Here is a 21,402-nt window from a genome sequence, read left to right as displayed (position 1 = left end):
CTGCGATATGAAGTTAAGGCGCGGGCGGCGACAGTGTCAAGGACGCCCGTGGACGACGACGCCGGTGGCCGCGGGCGTGCGGTCACCGGCGTCGTGGCCGCGTCGTGGGCCGTCGTCGTGGGTGGTCGTCAGTCCGTGCCGGACCCGGCGCGGAACTCGTCCTCGAGGATGCTCATGACGACGGCGTCCGCCCAGCCCTTCCCGTCGCGGAAGGCGTCGCGCAGGCGCCCCTCCTCGCGGAACCCGAGCGAGTCGTACAGCGCGCGGGCCCGCGGGTTGATGCTGATCACCGCGAGGCTCACGCGGTGCAGCCCCGGGCCGGCGCCGCCGTCGAACGCGAACCGCAGCACCTCACCGATGGCCTCGCGCCCGTACCCCCGGCCCCGGTAGTCGGGCATCATCCGCAGGCGCAGGCTGGCCGACCGCAGCACGAGGTCCACCTGGTCGAGCGAGATCTCGCCGATCAGGTCGTCGCTGACGAGCTCCCCGTCGCGCACGGCGGCCGACGTGACCGCCCAGTCGTACCGGGCGGGGAGCTCCGCCGCGCGTGCGGCCCACGCGTCCACCTCGGCACGGGTCGAGGCGCCGCTCGTGCCCATGCCCGTCAGCCGCCCGCTGTCGGGGTCGCGCAGCGACACCCAGAGCCGGTGAGCGTCGCGCGTCTCGAGCGGGCGCAGGCGCACGAGCTCCCCGTGCAGGACGGGCGACCGCATCAGCCGATCCTCTCCAGCACCAGCTCGCGCACGCGCTTGGCGTCCGCCTGGCCCCTCGTCGCCTTCATCACCGCGCCGATGATGGCGCCCACCGGGCCCTGGTTGCCCCCGCGGACCTTCTCCACGATGTCGGGCTGGGCCGCCAGCGCCGCGTCGATCGCCTCGAGGAGCGGGCCGTCGTCCGAGACGACCTCCAGGCCGCGGGCCGCCACGACCGCCTCCGGATCGCCCTCGCCGGCGAGCACGCCGTCGAGCACCTGGCGGGCGATCTTGTCGTTGATGCGGCCGGAGTCGACGAGCTGCTGCAGCTCGCCGATCTGTGCGGGCGTGATCGCGAGATCCGCCAGCTCGACCTCGTCCTGCTTGGCCCGGCGAGCCAGCTCACCCATCCACCACTTGCGGGCCGCGGCCGGGGTCGCGCCCGCGGCGACGGTCGCCTCGATGAGGTCGAGCGCTCCCGCGTTGACGACGTCGCGCATCTCGGCGTCCGCGAAGCCCCACTCGTCGTGCAGGCGGCGGCGCCGGGCCTGCGGCAGCTCGGGCAGCGTCGCGCGGATCTCCTCGACCCACTCGCGCGAGGGCGCGACGGGCACGAGGTCGGGCTCCGGGAAGTACCGGTAGTCCTCGGCGTCCGACTTCACACGGCCGGGCGACGTCGAGCCGTCCTCCTCGTGGAAGTGCCGGGTCTCCTGGATCACCGTCCCGCCGGCGTCGAGGATCGCGGCCTGGCGCGAGACCTCGTAGCGCACCGCCCGCTCGACCGAGCGGAACGAGTTGACGTTCTTCGTCTCGGTGCGGGTGCCGAGCGGCGACTCGGGCGTCGGGCGCAGCGAGAGGTTGACGTCGGCGCGGACGTTGCCGCGCTCCATGCGGGCCTCGGAGACGTCGAGCACGCGGAAGATGTCGCGCAGCGCCTGCACGTAGGCGCGGGCCACCTCGGGCGCCCGCTCCCCCGCGCCGGTGATCGGCTTGGTGACGATCTCCACCAGCGGGACGCCGGCGCGGTTGTAGTCGACCAGCGAGTACTCGGCGCCGTGGATGCGGCCGGCCGAACCGCCGACGTGCGTGTTCTTGCCGGCGTCCTCCTCCATGTGCGCGCGCTCGATCTCGACGCGGTGCACCGTGCCGTCCTCGAGCTCGACGTCGAGGAAGCCCTCGAAGGCGATCGGCTCGTCGTACTGCGACGTCTGGAAGTTCTTCGGCACGTCCGGGTAGAAGTAGTTCTTCCGGGCGAAGCGGCAGGTCTCGGCGATCTGGCAGTTGAGCGCCAGGCCGATGCGGATCGCGTACTCGACGGCGGTGCCGTTGACGACGGGCAGCGCGCCCGGCAGCCCGAGCGACACCGGCGTGGTCTGCGTGTTCGGCTCGGCGCCGAACGACTGCTCGGCCGCGCAGAACATCTTGGTGCGGGTGCCGAGCTCGACGTGCACCTCGATGCCGATCACCGGGTCGTAGCGGCGCACGGCGTCGTCGTAGGCGACGAGAGCAGGGGTCCCATGGGTGGTCGTGGTCACAGCGGTGTTCTCCTGTTCTCCGCCGTCAGCCCAGCTCGGGCGCGCTGGCCAGCAGCGGGGCGCCCCAGGTGGACTCGAGGGCCGACTCGAGCGCGGCGCCGACACGGTAGAGGCGGTCGTCCGCCTTCGCCGGCGCGAGGATCTGGAAACCTGTGGGCAGGTCGGCGCCACCCTCCGACGACGCAGCAAGGCCGTTCGGCACCGAGATGCCCGGCACGCCGGCCAGGTTGGCCGGGATGGTCGCGACATCGTTGAGGTACATCGCCAGCGGGTCGTCCAGCTTCTCCCCCAGCTTGAACGCCGTGGTCGGGGCCGTGGGCGAGACCAGCACGTCGGCCTGCGCGAAGGCTGCGGCGAAGTCGCGCTGGATGAGCGTGCGGACCTTCTGCGCGCTGCCGTAGTAGGCGTCGTAGTAACCGGCCGACAGGGCGTAGGTGCCCAGGATGACGCGGCGCTTGACCTCGTCGCCGAAGCCGGCCCCGCGGGTGGCGGCCATGACGCGCTCGGCGGTGACCGGGCCGTCGGTGGGCTCGACCCGCAGGCCGAACCGCATGCCGTCGAACTTCGCGAGGTTGCTCGACGCCTCCGCCGGCATGATCAGGTAGTACGCCGCGAGCGCGTAGTCGAAGCTCGGGCAGGAGACCTCGACGACCTCGGCGCCGGCCTTCGTCAGCAGCTCGAGCGACTCGTGGAACCGCGCGAGCACGCCCGGCTGATAGCCCTCGCCCTGCAGCTGCGTCACGACGCCGACCTTGAGGCCCGACAGGTCGCCCAGCGCACCCTGGCGGGCCGCGGCGACCAGCGGCGGCAGCGGCTCGGGGATGGACGTCGAGTCGCGGGGGTCGTGGCCGCCGATGAGCTCGTGCAGCAGCGCGGAGTCCAGCACGGTACGCGTGACGGGGCCCGCCTGGTCGAGCGAGGACGCCATGGCGATGAGGCCGTAGCGCGAGACGCCGCCGTACGTGGGCTTCACGCCGACCGTGCCGGTGACGGCGCCCGGCTGGCGGATCGAGCCGCCGGTGTCGGTGCCGATCGCCAGCGGGGCCTCGAAGGCCGCGACCGCGGCCGCGGAGCCACCGCCGGAGCCGCCGGGGATGCGGTCGAGGTCCCACGGGTTGTGCGTGTCGCCGTAGGCCGAGTGCTCCGTGGAGGAGCCCATCGCGAACTCGTCCATGTTCGTCTTGCCGAGGATCGGCAGGCCCGCGGCGCGGAGCTTCTCGACGAGGGTCGCGTCGTAGGGCGGGATCCAGCCCTCGAGGATCTTCGAGCCGGCGGTGGACGGCATGCCCTTCGTCACGACGACGTCCTTGACGGCGATCGGCACGCCGGCCAGCGCGTGCAGCTCCTCGCCGGCCGCGCGACGGGCGTCGACGTCGGCGGCCGTGGCCAGCGCGTCGTCCTCGTTGACGTGCAGGAAGGCGTGCACGTCGCCGTCGACGGCGGCGATGCGGTCCAGGTGCGCGCGGGTCACCTCGACACTGGAGGCCTCGCCGGCGGCCAGCGTCTCGGCCAGGCGGGCGGCGCTGAGGCGGGTCAGGTCCGTCATCTCACTCCTCCCCGAGGATCTGCGGCACGGCGAAGCGCCCGTCCTGGGCGTCCGGCGCGGAGGCCAGCACGTCGGCCACGGGCAGCGCCGGCTGCGGCACGTCCTCGCGGAACACGTTGGTCAGGGGCAGCGGGTGGCTCGTCGCGGGGACGTCAGGGGTGGCGACCTCGCGCACGCGGGCGATCGAGTCGACGATGACGTCGAGCTCGCCGGCGAGCCGGTCGACCTCGTCGTCGCGCAGGTCGATCCGGGCCAGGGCGGCGACGCGCGCGACCTCGTCTCGGGAGATGGTGGACATGGCCGCCAGTCTAGTGGTCGGCACATGTCGGGGACGTTGTCCCCACGTGACGGCGCAGATGACGGACACCGATGACGAGACGGCCGGGACCACGTCACAGAACGTGGTCCCGGCCGTCTCGCTCCGGCGGTGCTCGGCGCCCCCGTCGCAGCCGAGCGTGCCGGTTCCTCAGTCCATCCGCTCGTAGGCGGCCGTCGTGAGGAAGTCGATGTACTCGTCGGCCACGGCGACCTCGAGGAACGTGCTGCGCGCCACGGCGTAGTCGGCGGCGTCGCCCGGGAGCTTGGCCACCTCCTCGGCGACGAGCCGGTCCACCAGCTCGCGGGTCACCCTCTCGCCCGTGTCGGCGAGGACGACGCCGTTGTGCAGCCACTGCCACACCTGCGACCGGGAGATCTCCGCGGTCGCGGCGTCCTCCATGAGGCCGAAGATGGCGACCGCGCCGAGCCCGCCCAGCCAGGCGTGCAGGTACTGGATGCCGACGGACACGTTGTTGCGCAGGCCCGCCTCGGTGACGGTGCCCGGCGTCTTGTCCACCGACAGCAGGTCGGCGGCCGTCACGCGCACGTCCTCGCGCTTGCGGTCGATCTGGTTCGGCCGGTCGCCGAGCACGGCGGTGAACGCCTCCTTGCAGGTGGCGACCATGCCCGGGTGCGCCACCCAGGAGCCGTCGAAGCCGTCGCCGGCCTCGCGCGCCTTGTCGGCGCTCACCTTGGCGTAGGCCTGCTCGTTGGCCTCGGCGTCCTTGCTCGGGATGAACGCGGCCATGCCGCCGATGGCGTGCGCGCCGCGCTGGTGGCACGTCGAGACGAGCAGCTCGGTGTAGGCCCGCATGAACGGCACCGTCATGGTGATCTGGTTGCGGTCGGGCAGCAGGTAGGCGGACCCGCTCTTGCGGAAGTTCTTCACCACGGAGAACAGGTAGTCCCAGCGGCCGGCGTTGAGGCCCGCGGAGTGCTCGCGCAGCTCGTAGAGGATCTCCTCCATCTCGAACGCCGCCGGGATGGTCTCGATGAGCACCGTGGCACGGATGGTGCCGCGCGGGATGCCGAGGGCGTCCTGCGCCAGGACGAACGCGTCGTTCCAGAGCCGCGCCTCGAGGTGCGACTCCATCTTCGGCAGGTAGAAGTACGGCCCGAGGCCCTTCTCGATCTGCCGCAGCCCCGCCGTCGCGACGTAGAGCGCGAAGTCGACCAGGGAGCCCGAGGCCTCCGTGCCGTCGACCAGCACGTGCTTCTCGTTCATGTGCCACCCGCGGGGGCGCATGATGATCGTCGCGAGCTCGTCGTCCGGCTTGAGCTCGTAGCGCTTGCCGTTCGCCTCGTTGGTGAAGTCGATCGTGCGGTTGATCGCGTCGAGCAGGTTGAGCTGGCCGCCGACCACGCTGCGCCACTGCGGCGTGTTCGCGTCCTCCTGGTCGGCGAGCCAGCACTTCGCGCCCGAGTTGAGCGCGTTGACGGTCATCTTGCGGTCCGTCGGGCCGGTGATCTCCACGCGGCGGTCGACGAGCCCGGGGGCCGGGGCGGCCACGGTCCAGGAGTCGTCGGCACGGATGTGCGCGGTCTCCGGGAGGAAGTCGAGCGTGCCCCCGTCGGCCAGCGCCTGGCGGCGACGCTGCCGCGCCTCCAGCAGCTCGAGGCGACGGCCGCCCAGCTCGCGCTGCAGGGTCACGATGAGGTCGAGCGCGGCCGGGGTGAGGACCTCGGTGTCGCGCTCACCGATCTCGGCGGTGATGGTCAGGCCGTCGGGGAGCTCCACGACAGTCCCTCCTTGTTCTTGTCCTGCTGGTTCGGGTGTGCTGCACGCTGCATGGCGAACCGATGCATAGCGGAATCCTGATTACGCCTGGTGGAAACCTCTGGGGGAACCCTAGCGGTTCACGCCCTCTCGGGCACCCACGAGCTGCGCGCGCAGCGCGGCCACGTGACCCGTGGCCTCGACGTCGTACTCGGCGGAACGGATCGACCCGCCCGGCTCGACGACGAAGGTGCAGCGGTGCACCCCGTCGAACGTCCGGCCGTCGATCGTCTTGGGGCCCCACGTGCCGTAGGCGTCGGCCACCGCGTGGTCCGCGTCGCTCAGCAGGGGGAACGTCAGGTGCTCGGCGTCGACGAAGGCGCGGATGTCCTCGACGGGGTCCGCGGAGACCCCGACGACGGCGTACCCCGCCCCCGCGAGCGAGGCGAGGTTGTCGCGGAAGTCGCACGCCTCGGTGGTGCACCCGGGGGTGCCCGCCTTCGGGTAGAAGTAGACGACCACGCCCTTGTCCGCGCCCGCGCGCACGTCCGCGAGGGACACGGTCGCGCCGGCGGCGTCGGGCAGGGTGAAGTCGGGGGCGGTGTCGCCCGGCTGGAGTCGCGTCATCGTGCGTCCTCGTTCGTTCGTGTCGTTCGTTCGTGTCGGTGGCAGGGAACCGTGGCGGGTCAGGACTCGCCGCGGCGCAGCAGGGTGCCGGCGGGCTCGTCGCCCACGGGACGACCACGCAGCAGCGTGCGTCGTACGACACCCGTGAGGTCACGGCCGGAGTACGGCGTGACCGGGTTCTTGTGGTGCAGGCGCGTCGGGTCGACGACGAAGGTCGCCTCCGGCGCGAAGACGGCGAGGTCCGCGTCCTTGCCGACCGCGATGCCGCCCTTGCGCTCCAGGCCGACCAGCGCGGCCGGGCCCGCGGACATCCAGCGCACCACGTCGGCGAGCGGGACGCCCCGACGACGGGCCTCGGTCCACACCACGGCGAGGCCGAGCTGCAGCGACGCGACGCCGCCCCAGGCCTCGGCGAAGTCGCCCGACGCCGGCTCCTTGAGCGCGGCGGTGGCCGGCGAGTGGTCGGTGACGACGACGTCGATCAGGCCGTCGCGCAGGCCCTGCCAGAGGCGGTCCTGGTTGTCCTGCTCGCGGATCGGCGGGCAGCACTTGTAGGCCGTCGCGCCGTCGGGCACGTGGTCGGCGTCCAGCGACAGGTAGTGCGGGCAGGTCTCGACCGTGAGGCGCACGCCCTCGGCCCGCGCGGCCGCGATCATCGGCAGCGAGTCGGCGTCGGACAGGTGCAGCACGTGCGCGCGGGCGCCCGTGACGCGGGCGGCGTCGATGAGCCCGGCGATCGCCGTGGACTCCGCCTTGGCCGGGCGGGAGGCGAGGAAGTGCTTGTAGGTGGGGCCGGGCTCCTGCGGGGCGTCCTCGAGCGTGCCCGGGTCCTCCGCGTGCACGATCATCATGGCGCCGAACGAGGTCAGCTCGGCAAGGTCCGTGCGCAGCTCCGCGTCCTCCAGGTGGCCGAACTCCGGCACGCCCGAGTCGGCGAGGAAGCACTTGAAGCCGAACACGCCCGCGTCGTGCAGGGGGCGCAGGTCCGCCGTGTTGCCCGGCACGGCGCCACCCCAGAACCCGACGTCCACGAACGCCTGGTCCACGGCGCGCTGCTTCTTGACCGCCAGGTTCGCGACCGAGGTCGTGGGCGGCAGCGAGTTCAGCGGCATGTCCACGATGGTCGTGACGCCCCCGGCCGCGGCGGCGCGCGTGGCGGTGGCGAAGCCCTCCCACTCGGTGCGGCCCGGCTCGTTGACGTGCACGTGCGAGTCGACGAGCCCGGGGAGCAGCACCTCGTCCTCGGCCAGCTCCAGCACCTCGGAGCCGGCGAGGCCGGTACCGAGCGGGACGACCGTCTCGATCCGGCCGGCGGTCACGCCGACCTCGACGGCGCGCTCACCGTCGGGGGTCAGCGCGCGGGCGGCGCGGACGACGAGGTCATGGGTGGCGGTGTCGGTCATGCGTTCTCCATCGGGGTCGTCGTCTCGGGCGGCACGGAGCGTGGCGTCACAGGGTCCCTGGGCGCAGCCGTCGGCAGGTGCTCGACGAGCCGCACGGCGAGGGTCTCGAGCAAGGGTCCCGCCTCGGCGAGGCAGCGGGCGACGTCGGGCTCGATGTCGGTGAGGGCGAGCACGGCCGCGAACCCGGCGGCGGCCGCCCGCTCGGGGTCGAGGGCCGAGCGGCCGCACACGGCGACCGTCGGGACACCCGCCGCGGCCACGGCCACGCCCACCGGCGTCTTGCCGTGCAGGGACTGCAGGTCGAGGCTGCCCTCCCCCGTGACGACCAGGTCGACCCCGGCGAGGCAGTCCGCGAAGCCGGTCAGGGCCAGCACCTCCTCGACGCCGGGGCGCCGCTCGGCACCGAGCAGCAGGCAGGCGAAGCCCACGCCGCCCGCAGCCCCGGCTCCGGGTTCCGCGGCGTACCCGCGGGCGCCGGTGACGCCGACGGTCGCGAGCACGTCGACCCAGGTTGCCAGGCCGAGCTCGAGCTCGGCCACGGTCCCCGGGTCGGCGCCCTTCTGCGGCCCGTACACCGCGGCGGCGCCGTGCTCGCCGAGCAGCGGGTTGTCCACGTCGCTCGCGAGGACGATCTCGGCCTCCGCGAGCGCCGGGTGGAGCCCGGAGAGGTCGACGTCGACCAGCTCGTGCAGGTGCCCCCCGCCGTCGGCGAGGTCGCCCGCGCCAGAGGTGAGGCGTGCGCCCAGCGCCGCCAGCATCCCCGCCCCGCCGTCGGTGCTGGCGGACCCGCCCACGCCGACGACGATCTCCCGGGCGCCGGAGTCGAGCGCGTGCGCGATCACCTCGCCGAGCCCGCGGGAGGACGCGACCAGGGCCGTGCCAGGGGTCGGGATGACCGTGGCGAGCCCGGTGACGGCCGCCATCTCGACGACGGCCGTGCCGCCGCGCCGGGCGTACCGGGTGGCGACCGGGTCCCCGAGGGCGCCGGCCGCCACCAGGTCCACCGGGGTGAAGCCGGCGGCGAGGGCGGCCTCGAGCGTGCCCTCGCCGCCGTCGGCCACGGGGAGCTCGCAGGTGACGACGCCGGGCACCGCGCGGCGCAGGCCGGCCGCCAGGTGGGCGGCGACCTCGCCCGCCGTCAGGGAGCCCTTGAACTTGTCCGGGGCCAGCAGCACGCGCGGCGCGCGCCCAGGCGCGGTCCGGGCCGTCGTCGGACGTGCCGTCGACCGCGTCGTCGTGGTCATCGCCGCTCCACCTCCCTGGTCCGTCCTCGTCATCGTCCCTCCCGTCGCCGTCCTCGGGTACCCGTCAGTCGAGCAGCGCGATCGCCGTGGGCGAGTCCTGCGCCGAGATGGCCAGGTCCTCGAACTCGTTCACGCCGTCGAGCTCGGCGCCCATCGCGATGTTGGTGACCCGCTCGAGGATGACCTCGACCACCACGGGGACACGGAACTCGGCCGTCATGGCCTGTGCCTTGGCGAACGCGGCGCCCAGGTCCTCCGGGTCCTTGACCCGGATCGCCTTGCAGCCCAGCGCCTCGGCGACCTTGACGTGGTCCACGCCGTACCCCTCGGTCTCGGCCGAGTTGATGTTGTCGAACGCGAGGGACACGTGGAAGTCCATGTCGAACGCGCGCTGCGACTGGCGGATCAGGCCCAGGTAGGCGTTGTTCACCACGACGTGCACGTACGGCAGGTGGTGCTGCGCGCCCACGGCGAGCTCCTCCAGCATGAACTGGAAGTCGTAGTCGCCGGAGAGCGCCACGACGTCGCCCTCGGGCAGGGCCCGCGCGACGCCGAGGGCGGCCGGGCCGGTCCAGCCCAGCGGGCCCGCCTGGCCGGCGTTGATCCAGTGCCGCGGGTGGTACGTGTGCAGCAGCTGGGCGCCGGCGATCTGCGACAGGCCGATCGTCGTGACGTAGACCGTGTCGCGGCCGAAGGCCTTGTTCATCTCCTCGTACACGCGCTGCGGCTTGATCGGCACCTCCGTGAAGTGCGTCTTGCGCTGCAGCGTGCGCTTGCGCTCCTGCGCCGACGCGGCCCAGGCCGCGTAGTCGGGCACCCGGCCGGCGGCCTTGCGCTCGGCGGCCACCTCGAGGGCGGTGCGCAGGAACGCGCCCGCGTCGGAGACCACGCCGTAGTCGGGCGCGAAGACACGGCCGATCTGCGTGGGCTCGATGTCGACGTGCACGAAGGTGCGGCCCTCGGTGTAGGTCTTCAGCCCGCCGGTGTGGCGGTTGGCCCACCGGTTGCCCACGCCGATCACGAAGTCCGACTCCAGGAACGTCGCGTTGCCGTAGCGGTGCGACGTCTGGATGCCGACCATGCCCGCGGTCAGCGGGTGGTCGTCGGGGATCGCGCCCCAGCCCATGAGGGTCGGGACCACCGGCACGCCGAGGGTCTCGGCCAGCTCGACCAGCTCCGCCTCCGCGCCGGCGTTGATGATCCCGCCACCGGCCACGATCAGCGGGCGCTCGGCTGCCAGCAGCATGTCGATCGCCTTGGCGACCTGCTCGCGGGTGGCCTCCGGACGCTCCACGGGCAGCGGCTGGTACGTCTCGGGGTCGAACTCGATCTCCGTCAGCTGCACGTCGATCGGCAGGTCGATGAGCACCGGGCCCGGACGACCGGAGCGCATCAGCTGGAAGGCGCGCTGGAAGACGCCCGGCACCTGCGACGCCTCGAGGACCGTCTTGGCCAGCTTGGTGACCGGCGCGGCGATCGACGCGATGTCGACGGCCTGGAAGTCCTCCTTGTCGAGCTTGGCCACCGGGGCCTGGCCCGTGATGCACAGCATCGGGATCGAGTCGGCCCACGCGGCATAGAGGCCCGTGATCATGTCGGTGCCCGCCGGGCCCGACGTGCCGATGCAGATGCCGATGTTGCCGCGGGCGGCGCGCGAGTAGCCGTCGGCCATGTGCGACGCGCCCTCGACGTGCCGGGCGAGCACGTGGTGGATGTCGCCGCTGCGACGCATGGCGTCGTAGAACGGGTTGATGGCGGCGCCGGGGAGGCCGAAGGCCTCGGTGGCACCCTCCTTCGCCAGGATGGCGACCGCGGCGTCGACCGCGCGCATGCGGGGCATGGTGCTCTCCTTCGAGTCTTCTGAAAAGTGGGGTCGGCTCAGCGGCCGGAGAGGCGCGCGACGGCGTTGAACAGGCCGGAGTGGTCGAGCGAGCCGTCTCCCTCGGCGCGGGCCGCGGCCATGAGCTGCGCGACGACGGCACCGACCGGGGCGACGACGCCCTGCTCGCGCGCGGCGGCCTGGAAGATGCCCAGGTCCTTGTGGTGCAGGTCGATCCGGAAGCCCGGCGCGAACTCGCGGCCGAGCATCTTCTCGGCCTTCTGGTTCAGCACGGCGGAGCCGGCGAGCCCGCCGCCGAGCACCTTGACGGCCGCCTCGGTGTCGACGCCGAACGCCTCGAGGAAGACGACGGCCTCTGCCAGGAGCGCGATGTTGCCGGCGACGATGAGCTGGTTGGCCGCCTTGACGGTCTGGCCGGAGCCGGAGGGCCCCACGTGCACGACGGTCTTGCCGACGGCGTCGAACACGTCGGACGCCGCGGCGAAGTCCTCGGGGGCGCCGCCGACCATGATCGACAGGGCGGCGTTCCGGGCTCCCGCCTCGCCGCCGGAGACCGGCGCGTCGAGGTACCGGAAGCCGGCGGCCCTCGCCTGCTCGGCCAGCGCGATCGTCACGTCGGGGCGGATCGACGAGAAGTCGATGATCAGCGTCCCGGGCTGCGCGTTCGCGAGGACGCCGTCGTCCCCGGTCAGGACGCCCTCGACGTCCGGCGAGTCCGGCACCATGACGGCGACGACGTCCGCGGCCTTGACCGCCTCGGCGACGGAGGACGCGGCGGTGCCGCCGGCCTCGACGAGGGGCTGGGCCTTGGCGGCCGTGCGGTTGTAGCCGACGACGGCGTGCCCGGCGTCCTGCAGGTGAACGGCCATCGGGCTGCCCATGATGCCGAGGCCGATGAAGGCGATGGTGCTCATTGGGGTGTTCCTTCCGGAAGGGTCGACGAGGTCGTGGTCGGGCCGCGGCTCAGCGACCGGATCGCTGCTCGCGCGGCAGCCAGGCGAACGGGTGCACGTCGGCGGTCTTGTACTCGAGGCCGACGGGGCCGGCGTAGCCCGCGGCCCGCAGGTCGGCGATCCAGCGCTGGATCGGCAGGTCGCCGCTGCCCGGGGCGCCGCGCCCGGGGGCGTCGGCCACCTGCACGTGGGCGATGCGGTCGCCGTAGGTCTTGAGGTCGAGGTCGACGTCCGAGCCGTTGACCGACAGGTGGTAGACGTCGAACAGCAGGCCGAGGTTCGTGGCGCCGTGCTCGTCGCGGACGCGGTCCAGGACGGCGACGGCGTCGGCCGACGTCGTCAGCGGGTAGGCGGGGGCGCCCGAGACGGGCTCCACCAGCACCGTGCCGCCGATGCGCTCGACCGCCTTCGCGGCCAGCGCGAGGTTCTCGGCGCCGAGCGCGTCCTGCGCGGCCGGCTCCTCGCGCTCCACGCGGTTGCCGTAGAGCGCGTTGAACGCGCGGCAGCCGGTGCGCTCGCCGATGCGGGCGACGACGTCGAGGTTGGCGCGCAGGTCCGCCGACCGCTCGGGCCACGAGATCAGGCCTCGGTCGCCGCCCGGCATGTTGCCGGCGTCGAAGTTGAGGCCGGTGAGCTGCACGCCCGCGTCGGCGAGGGCGGCGACGAACGTATCGACCTCGTCGGCCGCGGGGGTCGACGTCGCGAAGGGCCACCAGAACTCGACGCCGTCGAAGCCGGCCGCCTTCGCGGCCGCCGGGCGCTCCAGGAGCGGCAGGTCCGTGAGGAGGATCGAGCAGTTCACGGTGTAAGGGATCTGGTCCGTCATCGCTGACTCGCTTTCGCCAGATGGAAGATTGGTTCCTTGTTATGGAAACGCTACGTCGGCCCGGTGCGATCGGTCAACCCCTGCCCGGGCCCGTCCCGCGGTGCGGTCGTGATCCCGCCCACACGCCGACGGCCCGGCAGGACGTCGTCCTGCCGGGCCGTCGTGGCGGTCCGCTTCGCGCCGGTGCCGGGAGCGTCAGCCCCCGAGCGGGCGCGTCACCATCGCCGTGAGCGCGGCCGGCTGCAGGCCGACGCGCTCGACGATCTCCTCGGCGCTCAGCGCGCCGCAGTCGACACCGCGCTTGAGGTACCACGCGAGGGCCTTGGCGGTGGCGGGTTCGTCGAGCACCGCCCCCTCCACCCTGTTCACATAGTTCGCCAGCCGCTCGGTCGCGGGCTCGAAGCCCTCCCGGTAGAACGCGTACGTTGCCGCGAACCGGCTCGGGAGCTGGGCCGGGTGCAGGTCCCAGCCCTGGTAGAACCCGCGCTCCAGCGACCGGCGCACGAGGCGCCCGTGGTTGGCCCATGCGGCGCGCACCTGCGCGTCCTCACCCACCGGGAGCACGTTCGTCGAACCGTCGGACAACCGCACGCCCGTGCCGGCGGCCGCCAGCTGCATGACCTCCTTGGCGAGGTCCGCGGCCGGGTGCTCCATCGACTGGTACGCCGCGGCGATGCCGAGCGACGCGGAGTAGTCGTAGGTCCCGTAGTGCAGGCCGCTGACGCGCCCCGCCCCCGCGTGGATCATCCGTGCCACCGTGGCCGTGCCCGCGGCGTCGAGGATCGACTGCGGGGTCTCGACCTGCACCTCGAAGCGCAGGCGCCCCGCCGGGAGGCCGTTGGCCTCCTCGAGCCGCTCGCAGACGGCGACCATCGCCTCGACCTGCGCGACGGCGGTCACCTTCGGCAGGGTCAGGACGAGGCCGGCGGGCAGGTTCCCCGAGGCAGCCAGGGTGCTGACGAACACGTCCAGGGTCCGCAGCCCCCGGGCGCGGGTGGGCCGCTCGAAGCACTTGAACCGGATGCCGACGAACGGCGTCGCGCTCCCGGCGTCCAGCTCGGTGCGCAGCGCGGTGGCGGCCGCGGCCGTCACCTCGTCCTCGGCGGCGTCCGGGTGCGTGCCGTACCCGTCCTCGAGGTCGATCCGCAGGTCCTCGATCGGCTCCACCTCGAGCTTGCGATGCACCTGTGCGGCGACCGCCTCGCGCAGGTCGTCCCGCACGCCGACGGCGTCCAGGAGCGCGTCCGTGCCCTGCGCGTCGACCACGGCGAGGGCCTGGGCACCCCAGTCCTGCGCGAGCCCGGCCGCGTAGCGGTGCGCCGGCACGTACACGGTGTGCACCGGCTGCCGCGTGCCGTCGTCGCCCGGGTAGGCGCGCTCGAGGTGGGCGTCGTGCGCGGCGAGCCGCCGCTCGACGTCGTCGAGCGTCGCCTGGCCGAGGGAGGCCTTCATCGGGCCACCGCCGCGGCGTCCGCGTGCAGCACGCGGCCGAGGTGGGGGGCCAGGTGCTCGGCGTCCTCGGCGCGCTGCTCGGCCACCGCGACCTCCTTGAGCCCCTCGGCCCGCACGGCGTCGGCGACGGCCTCGGCCACGCGGTGGTCGAACACGCCGGGGATGATGAACGCCGGGTTGAGCTCGTCCTCGCTCACCACCGAGGAGATCGCGACGGCCGCCACGCGGAGCATCTCGTCGGTGATCTGCGTCGCACCCGCGTCGAGCAGCCCCCGGAACAGGCCGGGGAACGCCAGCACGTTGTTGATCTGGTTCGGGTAGTCGCTGCGGCCGGTGGCCACGACGGCGGCCGTCTCGCCCGCCGCGATCGGGTCGACCTCGGGCGTCGGGTTCGCGAGGGCGAACACGATGGCACCGTCGGCCATCGTCGCCACGTCGGCGCCCACGAGGATGTTGCCCGCCGAGACGCCGACGAAGACGTCGGCCCCGACCAGGCCCTCCTTGAGCGTGCCCGTGAAGCCGGACGGGTTCGTGCTCTCCACGATCCAGGTCCGGTTCTCGTCGCCGGCCGCCGACTCGGGGGTGAGCGCGCCGTGCCGGTCGAAGCCGATGATGTCCCGGGCGCCCTGCGCCAGCAGCAGCCGGATGATGGCCGACCCCGCGGCGCCGACGCCCGACACCGCGATGCGCACGTCCCCGATCTTCTTGTTCACGACCTTGAGCGCGTTGATGAGCGCCGCGAGCACGACGATGGCTGTGCCGTGCTGGTCGTCGTGGAAGACGGGGATGTCGAGCTCCTCGCGCAGGCGCTTCTCGATCTCGAAGCAGCGCGGCGCGGAGATGTCCTCGAGGTTCACGCCGCCGAAGCCGGGCGCGATCGCCTTCACGGTCCGGATGATCTCCTCGGTGTCCGTGGTGTCGAGGGCGAGGGGCCACGCGTCGACGTCCGCGAACTGCTTGAACAGCGCGGCCTTGCCCTCCATGACCGGCATGGCGGCCTGCGGCCCGATGTCGCCGAGGCCGAGCACCGCCGTCCCGTCGGTGACCACCGCGACCGTGTTCCGCTTGATGGTGAGACGGCGCGCGTCCTCGGGGCGGTCCGCGATCGCGAGGCACACGCGGGCGACGCCCGGGGTGTAGGCGCGCGAGAGGTCGCGGCGCGTCTTGAGCGGCACCTTCGGGGTCACGGAGATCTTGCCGCCGAGGTGCATGAGGAACGTCGAGTCCGACATCTTCAGCACGCGCACGCCGTCCAGGGCGTCGAGCGCCGCGACGATCCGCTCCCCGTGCTCGGCGTCGACCGTGTCGCAGGTGACGTCGACGACGATCGTGTCGGCGTGGGACTGGGCGATGTCGACGCCCATCACCGAGCCGCCGGCCGTGGCGATCTCGTGGACGATCTCGCTCGTCGCGCGCTGGGTCGCGGGCGCCTCGACGCGGAGGGTGATCGTGTAGCTGGGGCTGGGCATCGCCATGGCCTGGGTTTCCTTTCGTCCTGCTGATGTCATGAAGTTCCGAGATGTGGAAGGATGCTTCCTGGGACCGACCACGGTTCAGGGGAATGCGGAGTGCTCGCCGACGTGGGAGCACGCACGGACGGCCCGGCGGCGAAGCCGGGGCCGTAGGCGAAGGAGGACGCGACCATGGCGAACGGCACCGGAGTCCAGTCGGTGGACCGGGCGATCGACCTGCTCGAGATCATGACCGACCTCGGCGGTGACGCGGCCCTCAGCGAGCTCGCCGCGGCCGCGAACCTCCCGCTCCCGACGATCCACCGGCTCATGCGGACGCTCGTCGGCCGGGGCTACGCCCGCCAGCTCCCGTCGCGCCGGTACACCCTGGGCCCGCGCCTCATCCGGCTGGGCGAGAGCGCCGGGCGCCAGCTCGGCGCCAGCGCGCGCCCCCACCTGGAGCGCCTCGCCCGCGAGCTCGGCGAGAGCGCCAACCTCGCGATGATCGACCGCGACATGGTCGTCTACGTGGCCCAGGCGTCGTCGTCCTACTCGATGCGGATGTTCACCGAGGTGGGACGGCGCGTGTACACGCACTGCACCGGCGTCGGGAAGATGGTGCTCGCCGAGCTGCCGGACCAGACGGTCCGCGACATCGTCGGCCGCGTCGGGATGCCGCCCGCCACCGACCTGTCGATCACGGACGTCGACGACCTGCTCAAGGAGATCGGCACCATCCGCGAGCAGGGCTACGCCGTCGACGACGGCGAGCAGGAGATCGGCGTGCGGTGCTTCGCCGTCCCCGTCAAGGACGCGCCCACCCCGACCGCGCTCTCGGTCTCCGGGCCCGCGGCCCGCGTGACCTACGAGTTCGGCGAGGCCGCGCTCCCCCTGCTGCACGAGGTGGCCGACACCATCTCGAAGGAGCTTCTCGCCGCCTGACGGCAGCGCGCGACCCGAGGCGGGGTGCGAGGCGGGGCTCCCGCCTCGCACCCTGCGTCGTGACGGGACGGCCATCGTCGTCACCCGTCTCCCGCCTCGGCGCGGCCGGCGTGCACCAGCTCGCCGGGCGCGCGGGCCACGGGACGCTCGGCCACCGCCGCGCGTGCCCCCGCACGGATCTGCAGCACGTCCGGCACGCCGTCGGCGTCCAGGTCGATCGCCGACACGCAGCCCGACCGGCGGCCGTGGCCGTGGCGCACCCGTGCCCGCACGTCCGCGTTGAGGCGGGCGCGTCGACGTTCCTCCTGCCGTTCCGCGTCCAGGCGGGCGAAGTACTCCGCCCGGCGCTGCTCCTGCTCCTCCGTCACGACCAGGCGCGCCGAGGACCCCGCGGTGAACACCGACGGGTCCTTGCTCCGGCGGCCCCACCGGATCTCGTTGAACACGAGGTTGAGCAGGACGGCGACCACGGCTGCCGCCGCGATACCCGAGTGGAAGATCATGCCTACCCAGGTCGGGAACTGGTCGTAGAAGTCCGGGACGGCGATCGGGACGATGCCGAACCCCAGCGCGACCGCGACGAGCGTGAGGTTGAGGTTGCCCTCGTACTCGACGCGCGACAGCGTGCGGATCCCGGACACGGCCACCGACCCGAACAGGACGATGCCGGCGCCGCCCAGCACAGGCGGCGGGATCGCCGCGACCACGCGGCCCAGCACCGGGAACAGGCCCAGCACGAACAGGACGGCGCCGCCCGCCGCGACGGCGAACCGGGACCGGATGCCGGTGATCGCGACCAGGCCCACGTTCTGCGCGAAGGCGGAGGCGGGGAACGAGTTGAGGAACGGCGCCACCAGCGTGGCGGCCATGTCGGCCCGCAGCCCGTCGCCGACGCGCTTCGCGTCGACCTCGGTGTCGAGCACCTCGCCGATGGCGATCAGGTCGGCCGTCGTCTCCGTCATGATCACGAGGATCACGATCGTCATCGAGATGATCGCGCCGATCTCGAAGACGGGGGCGCCGAAGGCGAACGGCGTCGGCAGCTCGAACGCCGGCCCCTGACCGACCCCCGAGAAGTCAGCCAGCCCGAGCGGCACCGCCGCCACGGTGCCGATGACGATGCCGAACAGGATGGACAGGCGCGAGATCGTGCCCTGCAGGAACCGGCTGAGGAAGAGCACCACGGCGAGCGTGCCGAGCGCGAGGGTGATGTGGGGGACCGAGCCCCAGTCCGCCGCCTCCTCGTCGCCGCCCATCATCCAGCCGGCCGCCGTCGGCAGCAGCGAGACCCCGATGATCGTGATGATCGTGCCCGTCACGACGGGCGGGAAGAACCGCACGACCTGGGCGAAAAAGGGGCTGATCGCCAGCCCGACAACCGCCGCCACGATGATCGCGCCGAAGACGGCGGGCAGCCCGCCGTCCCCGCTCGCCACCGCGACCATCGTGGACACGGTGGCGAACGAGATGCCCTGCACCAGCGGGAGCTGAGAGCCGAAGAAGCGGATGCCGAGCGTCTGGAGCGCGGTGGCCAGGCCGCTGACGAGCAGCGCGGCCGAGACGAGGACCCCGATCTCCGCCCCGGTCAGCCCTGCCGCCTGCCCGACGATGATCGGCGGCGCGATCACGCCGCCGTACATCGTCATGATGTGCTGCAGGCCGTAGAGGAACGTCTTGCCGAGCGGGTACCGCTCGTCCTCCGGTCGACCGGCCTTCGACGCGGCCGGCCCCGCGGCCGCGTCGATCGTCGTCGTGCTCATGTCGATGCTCCTTCGAACCGACTCCACGGAGTCACGCTGATCAGCAGAACCCCGTGACGGTCGCCCACGCGCGCGGCTCCTGGTCCGCGCCCTCCCGCTTCACCTCCGCCTCGATCTTCCCGTACGGCCTGTCGGCGACGTAGAAGACCTCGTTCGGGTTCTCCAGCCCGAAGGGCTCGAAATCCACGACGAAGTGGTGCAGGTTCGGCATCGAGAACTTGATCTCGCCGATCTCCGGGTGCGCCTCGAGCACCCGCTTGCCCATCTGGTAGAGCGTCTGCTGCAGCGCGAGGGAGTGCACGTCCGCAAACGTCTCGAGCAGGATGCGACGCACGTCGTCATAGACGGCGTTGAAGTCGATGTCCAGCGTCGTGTAGCGCCACCGGGCCGTGACCGACGTCGCGAGGATCCGGTCCGTGGTCTCCTGGAGCGTCGTGAAGCGGTCCTTCGGGAAGCCGTGGAACTCGGAGCCCGTCGACTTGAGGACCTTGAGGTCCTCGAGACCGGAGACGACGAACACCTCCTCGCCCTCGCGCTGGACGACGGTGGTGCGGGTCTCCGTGCCGCCCTTGACGAACGCGTGGTCGTGCTCGCCGTCGGAGACGTTGGCGGTCAGGGAGGACGGGATGTGCTCCCAGGTGTACTCCTTGGCCTCCCAGCGGCCGCCCTCGATCCAGTCGAAGCTCGAGACGAAATGCTCGCCCAGGCGAAGGGCGAACTCCTCCGGCGAGGGGATGCCGTCCTTGGCGAGCGCGAACACCGTGTTCTTCTGCGTGTCCGTCGGGACCACGCGGCCCTGGTCGCCGTCGATGTGCGCGGCGGTGAAGTCGCCGCGCAGCTGGGAGGTCACCGAGAGCTCGGTGATGCGGTGGCGCGCCTGGTCGCGGTCGACCTTCATGACACGGACCTCGGCCTTGCCGTACTGGTTCTCGCCCAGCACGATCGTGCCCGTGGTGGCCTGGGCGTCGGTGGCGGTGGCAGTCATGGTGCTGACTCCTTCATCTGTTGTTGCGTTTGTCCGAGGCCGCCTCGCAAGGGTGGCCCGGGGGTACGTCTCCGATGACGATGACGCAGGCCGCGGCGCCTCTGCCGCGACTGGTGATGGGGGGCCTGGGCCTGTCAGCTCCCGCGGTACGTCGAGTACGCGAAAGGGCTGAGCAAACAGGGCACGTGGTAGTGGTCGCGCCCGGCCTCGACCGAGAAGTCGATCGTGATCGACGGGTAGAAGGTCGCGACCCCTCGGTCGGCGAAGTAGTCGCCGGTCGCGAAGGTGACGCGGTAGGTGCCCGGCTCGAGCACCTGCGGGCCGAGGTCCTTCACCCGGCCGTCGGCGTCCGTCGTGGCGTCAGCCATACGCTCGGCGCTGTCGGTGCGGACACGCCACAGGGAGACGGCCACGCCCGCCGCAGGCAGGCCCGAGACGGCGTCGAGGACATGGGTCGTGATGTGCGAGGTCATGCCAGCTCTCCTTCCAGCCGCAGCACGGCGATCTCCCGCAGCTGCTGGCCTGCGATACGACGCTCGGCGGCCGGGTCGTTCGCCAACCGCACCTCGAGCTGCGCCAGGATCTCATCGGCGGTTCGCCCCGCAGCACGGATGAGGAAGACGTGGCCGAACCGCTCCTCGTAGGCACGGTTGCCGGCACGCAGGCGTTCCTCGACCGACCCGCTCAGCTCGCCGAGCCCGGACTGTTCCCGGCGGGAGTGCGCCGCGTCGGCGTCGGCCCCCTCGGCCCGCTCCCCGATCCGCGGGTGACGGGCGAGCGCGGAGTCGATCTCTTCCTCGCTCCAAGGGTCGGCCACGGTGCGGGCAGCGGCAAGGGCCGCATCGACGTCCGGGTACGGCCGGCCCGCGACCACCGCGTCAGCCCACCGCGCCACGGCTGCGCACGACAGCACCTGCTCCCGCGCAGATGGGCTGTCTGCGGTGTTGAATGCCTCGAGACCAGCACTCATCATCGAGCGATCCTCCTCAGAGATTCCACCCACCGAAAGTGGGTTTCCGTTCAGTGAAGTCTGACTCTCTCTCGCGCGCGCTGTCAAGTGAGTCTGCGCTCATCGGGTGTGCCGCGCCCCCTGCCACCATCGCGGCAGTGGTCGATCTGACGTGTCGCCTCTGGTCACGCCGCCAACAGGCGCCCGCGGCAGGGCCGTAAAAGACCGTGGCGGTCACGCCGGCGCACCTGCACGGGCCGCCCGGAAGAATCGACGGCCGTCGCGGAGCGCGGCAGAGGCGGCGGACCATCACCACCAGGCGGGTGTTCGGATGCGCAGCGAGTGCGGCACAGCAGGTAGCAGCACGATCGGAGACGGACGCAGCCGGCGCGGCACGGCAATACCAGCACGGCCGGAACTCACACGGTCGAAGACGGCACGGCCGGCGACGTCACAGTCGGGCACGGCACGGTCGATGACTGGCGCGGGGACGAAAGCACTAACGGGCCACGAACAAGAACAGGACGACGGAATCACCGCGGCGGACGCCGGCCCTGACCCGGAACGCCGCGATGCGTTGGTCGCCGGGATCGGGCGGTGGGGTCGAGGGTTGGTCGCTGGGTTCGACTCCCGCGTGGGGGGTGTCGGGTGACTCGTGTGGGGTCTGTGCGGGGCTTGTTCTGGGTATGCGAAAGGCCCACCCCGGGGGGGTGGGCCTTTCGTGAATGGGTGTCCGGCGGCGTCCTACTCTCCCACCCCCTCTCGAGGGCAGTACCATCGGCGCTGAAGGGCTAAGCTTCCGGGTTCGGAATGGGACCGGGCGTTTCCCCCACGCTATGACCGCCGTAACAGTATCGAGTTTTCGGGTTGGTCCCCCCTGGTTTGCCCGCGCACTGGTGGTGCGCGGGGGTGGGGGTGGTGCCCGTTTCTCGGGAACCGCACAGTGGACGCGTAGCATGTATTGATCAACAGTGTTGATGTGTGTGTGAAGTTGTTGGCTTATTAGTACCGGTCAGCTCCGACAGTCTTGAGTCCTGTCTTCCACATCCGGCCTATCTACCCAGTGGTCTAGCTGGGTGCCTTCACCCCTTGCGGGGATGGAAACCTCATCTTGAAGCAGGCTTCCCGCTTAGATGCTTTCAGCGGTTATCCCTTCCGAACG

At 72.2% G+C, this 21,402-nt stretch carries 17 protein-coding genes, 2 rRNA genes and 1 pseudogene; 1 reads left to right on the top strand and 19 read right to left on the bottom strand.

The genetic code is table 11. The features are described from left to right. Positions 1–128: 128 nt before the first annotated feature. From B5Y66_RS11005 to B5Y66_RS10945, 13 genes and pseudogenes are all read right to left on the bottom strand, one after another. Positions 129–713 (bottom strand): GNAT family N-acetyltransferase, encoded by a 585-nt coding sequence (locus B5Y66_RS11005; protein WP_079574560.1) that lies wholly within the window; start codon positions 711–713, stop codon positions 129–131. Further along, positions 713–2,227 (bottom strand): Asp-tRNA(Asn)/Glu-tRNA(Gln) amidotransferase subunit GatB, encoded by a 1,515-nt coding sequence (gene gatB / locus B5Y66_RS11000; RefSeq protein WP_079574559.1) that lies wholly within the window; start codon positions 2,225–2,227, stop codon positions 713–715. The genes B5Y66_RS11005 and gatB overlap by 1 nt, the downstream gene beginning before the upstream one ends. Before the next feature lie 25 nt (positions 2,228–2,252). After that, positions 2,253–3,773: an Asp-tRNA(Asn)/Glu-tRNA(Gln) amidotransferase subunit GatA gene (gatA, locus tag B5Y66_RS10995; RefSeq protein ID WP_079574558.1), complete on the bottom strand. Its 1,521-nt coding sequence runs from the start codon at positions 3,771–3,773 to the stop codon at positions 2,253–2,255. Between the two features lies 1 nt (position 3,774). Continuing rightward, positions 3,775–4,071 carry an Asp-tRNA(Asn)/Glu-tRNA(Gln) amidotransferase subunit GatC gene (gene gatC, locus B5Y66_RS10990; RefSeq protein WP_079574557.1) on the bottom strand — a complete coding sequence of 99 codons (297 nt, stop codon included), beginning with the start codon at positions 4,069–4,071 and terminating at the stop codon, positions 3,775–3,777. 168 nt (positions 4,072–4,239) lie between these two features. Next, positions 4,240–5,829, bottom strand: coding sequence for a malate synthase A (aceB, locus tag B5Y66_RS10985; protein WP_079574556.1), 1,590 nt, complete (start codon positions 5,827–5,829; stop codon positions 4,240–4,242). Positions 5,830–5,940: 111 nt separating this feature from the next. Then, positions 5,941–6,435 carry a thioredoxin-dependent thiol peroxidase gene (gene bcp, locus B5Y66_RS10980; RefSeq protein ID WP_079574554.1) on the bottom strand — a complete coding sequence of 165 codons (495 nt, stop codon included), beginning with the start codon at positions 6,433–6,435 and terminating at the stop codon, positions 5,941–5,943. A 59-nt stretch (positions 6,436–6,494) separates the two neighbouring features. Further along, positions 6,495–7,838, bottom strand: coding sequence for an allantoinase AllB (allB, locus tag B5Y66_RS10975; RefSeq protein ID WP_079574551.1), 1,344 nt, complete (start codon positions 7,836–7,838; stop codon positions 6,495–6,497). Further along, positions 7,835–9,082, bottom strand: coding sequence for a glycerate kinase (locus tag B5Y66_RS10970; RefSeq protein ID WP_079574549.1), 1,248 nt, complete (start codon positions 9,080–9,082; stop codon positions 7,835–7,837). Before B5Y66_RS10970 ends, allB begins: the two co-directional genes overlap by 4 nt. A gap of 64 nt (positions 9,083–9,146) precedes the next feature. After that, positions 9,147–10,922, bottom strand: a complete 1,776-nt coding sequence (gene gcl / locus B5Y66_RS10965) for a glyoxylate carboligase (protein WP_079574547.1) — start codon at positions 10,920–10,922, stop codon at positions 9,147–9,149. Between the two features lie 38 nt (positions 10,923–10,960). Then, positions 10,961–11,839: pseudogene (locus tag B5Y66_RS10960) on the bottom strand (2-hydroxy-3-oxopropionate reductase); the annotation flags it as partial. 46 nt (positions 11,840–11,885) lie between these two features. Next, a complete protein-coding gene (locus B5Y66_RS10955; RefSeq protein WP_217700798.1) occupies positions 11,886–12,689 on the bottom strand; it encodes a hydroxypyruvate isomerase family protein in 804 nt (267 codons plus the stop codon). 207 nt (positions 12,690–12,896) lie between these two features. Then, on the bottom strand, positions 12,897–14,153 hold the full coding sequence (locus B5Y66_RS10950) for a DUF6986 family protein (protein WP_079574538.1): 1,257 nt from the start codon (positions 14,151–14,153) through the stop codon (positions 12,897–12,899). Next, positions 14,150–15,628 carry an NAD-dependent malic enzyme gene (locus B5Y66_RS10945; RefSeq protein WP_079574535.1) on the bottom strand — a complete coding sequence of 493 codons (1,479 nt, stop codon included), beginning with the start codon at positions 15,626–15,628 and terminating at the stop codon, positions 14,150–14,152. The genes B5Y66_RS10950 and B5Y66_RS10945 overlap by 4 nt, the downstream gene beginning before the upstream one ends. 168 nt (positions 15,629–15,796) lie before the next feature. Between B5Y66_RS10945 and B5Y66_RS10940 the strand changes: the two genes are divergently transcribed. After that, positions 15,797–16,546 carry an IclR family transcriptional regulator gene (locus tag B5Y66_RS10940; protein WP_079574533.1) on the top strand — a complete coding sequence of 250 codons (750 nt, stop codon included), beginning with the start codon at positions 15,797–15,799 and terminating at the stop codon, positions 16,544–16,546. An 80-nt stretch (positions 16,547–16,626) separates the two neighbouring features. Here B5Y66_RS10940 and B5Y66_RS10935 read toward each other — a convergent pair whose 3' ends face one another. The 6 genes from B5Y66_RS10935 to B5Y66_RS10910 form a co-directional block, all read right to left on the bottom strand. Next, positions 16,627–18,306: a nucleobase:cation symporter-2 family protein gene (locus B5Y66_RS10935; protein ID WP_079574531.1), complete on the bottom strand. Its 1,680-nt coding sequence runs from the start codon at positions 18,304–18,306 to the stop codon at positions 16,627–16,629. Positions 18,307–18,346: 40 nt separating this feature from the next. Beyond that, complete coding sequence (gene pucL, locus B5Y66_RS10930; RefSeq protein WP_079574528.1) at positions 18,347–19,291, bottom strand: factor-independent urate hydroxylase; 945 nt, start codon at positions 19,289–19,291, stop codon at positions 18,347–18,349. 134 nt (positions 19,292–19,425) lie between these two features. Beyond that, the gene (gene uraH, locus B5Y66_RS10925; RefSeq protein ID WP_079574523.1) at positions 19,426–19,764 is read right to left on the bottom strand and encodes a hydroxyisourate hydrolase; all 339 of its coding nucleotides are present in this window, start codon (positions 19,762–19,764) and stop codon (positions 19,426–19,428) included. Further along, positions 19,761–20,264, bottom strand: a complete 504-nt coding sequence (uraD, locus tag B5Y66_RS10920; RefSeq protein ID WP_245807065.1) for a 2-oxo-4-hydroxy-4-carboxy-5-ureidoimidazoline decarboxylase — start codon at positions 20,262–20,264, stop codon at positions 19,761–19,763. Before uraD ends, uraH begins: the two co-directional genes overlap by 4 nt. Positions 20,265–20,971: 707 nt before the next feature. Then, positions 20,972–21,088, bottom strand: a 5S ribosomal RNA gene (gene rrf, locus B5Y66_RS10915). A 134-nt stretch (positions 21,089–21,222) separates the two neighbouring features. Continuing rightward, positions 21,223–21,402, bottom strand: a 23S ribosomal RNA gene (locus B5Y66_RS10910); the annotation flags it as partial.

It is taken from the genome of Krasilnikoviella flava (assembly GCF_900167525.1).
In the GTDB taxonomy this organism is placed as follows: Bacteria; Actinomycetota; Actinomycetes; order Actinomycetales; family Cellulomonadaceae; genus Isoptericola; species Isoptericola flavus.
This window is presented reverse-complemented; position numbering and strand designations above follow the sequence as displayed.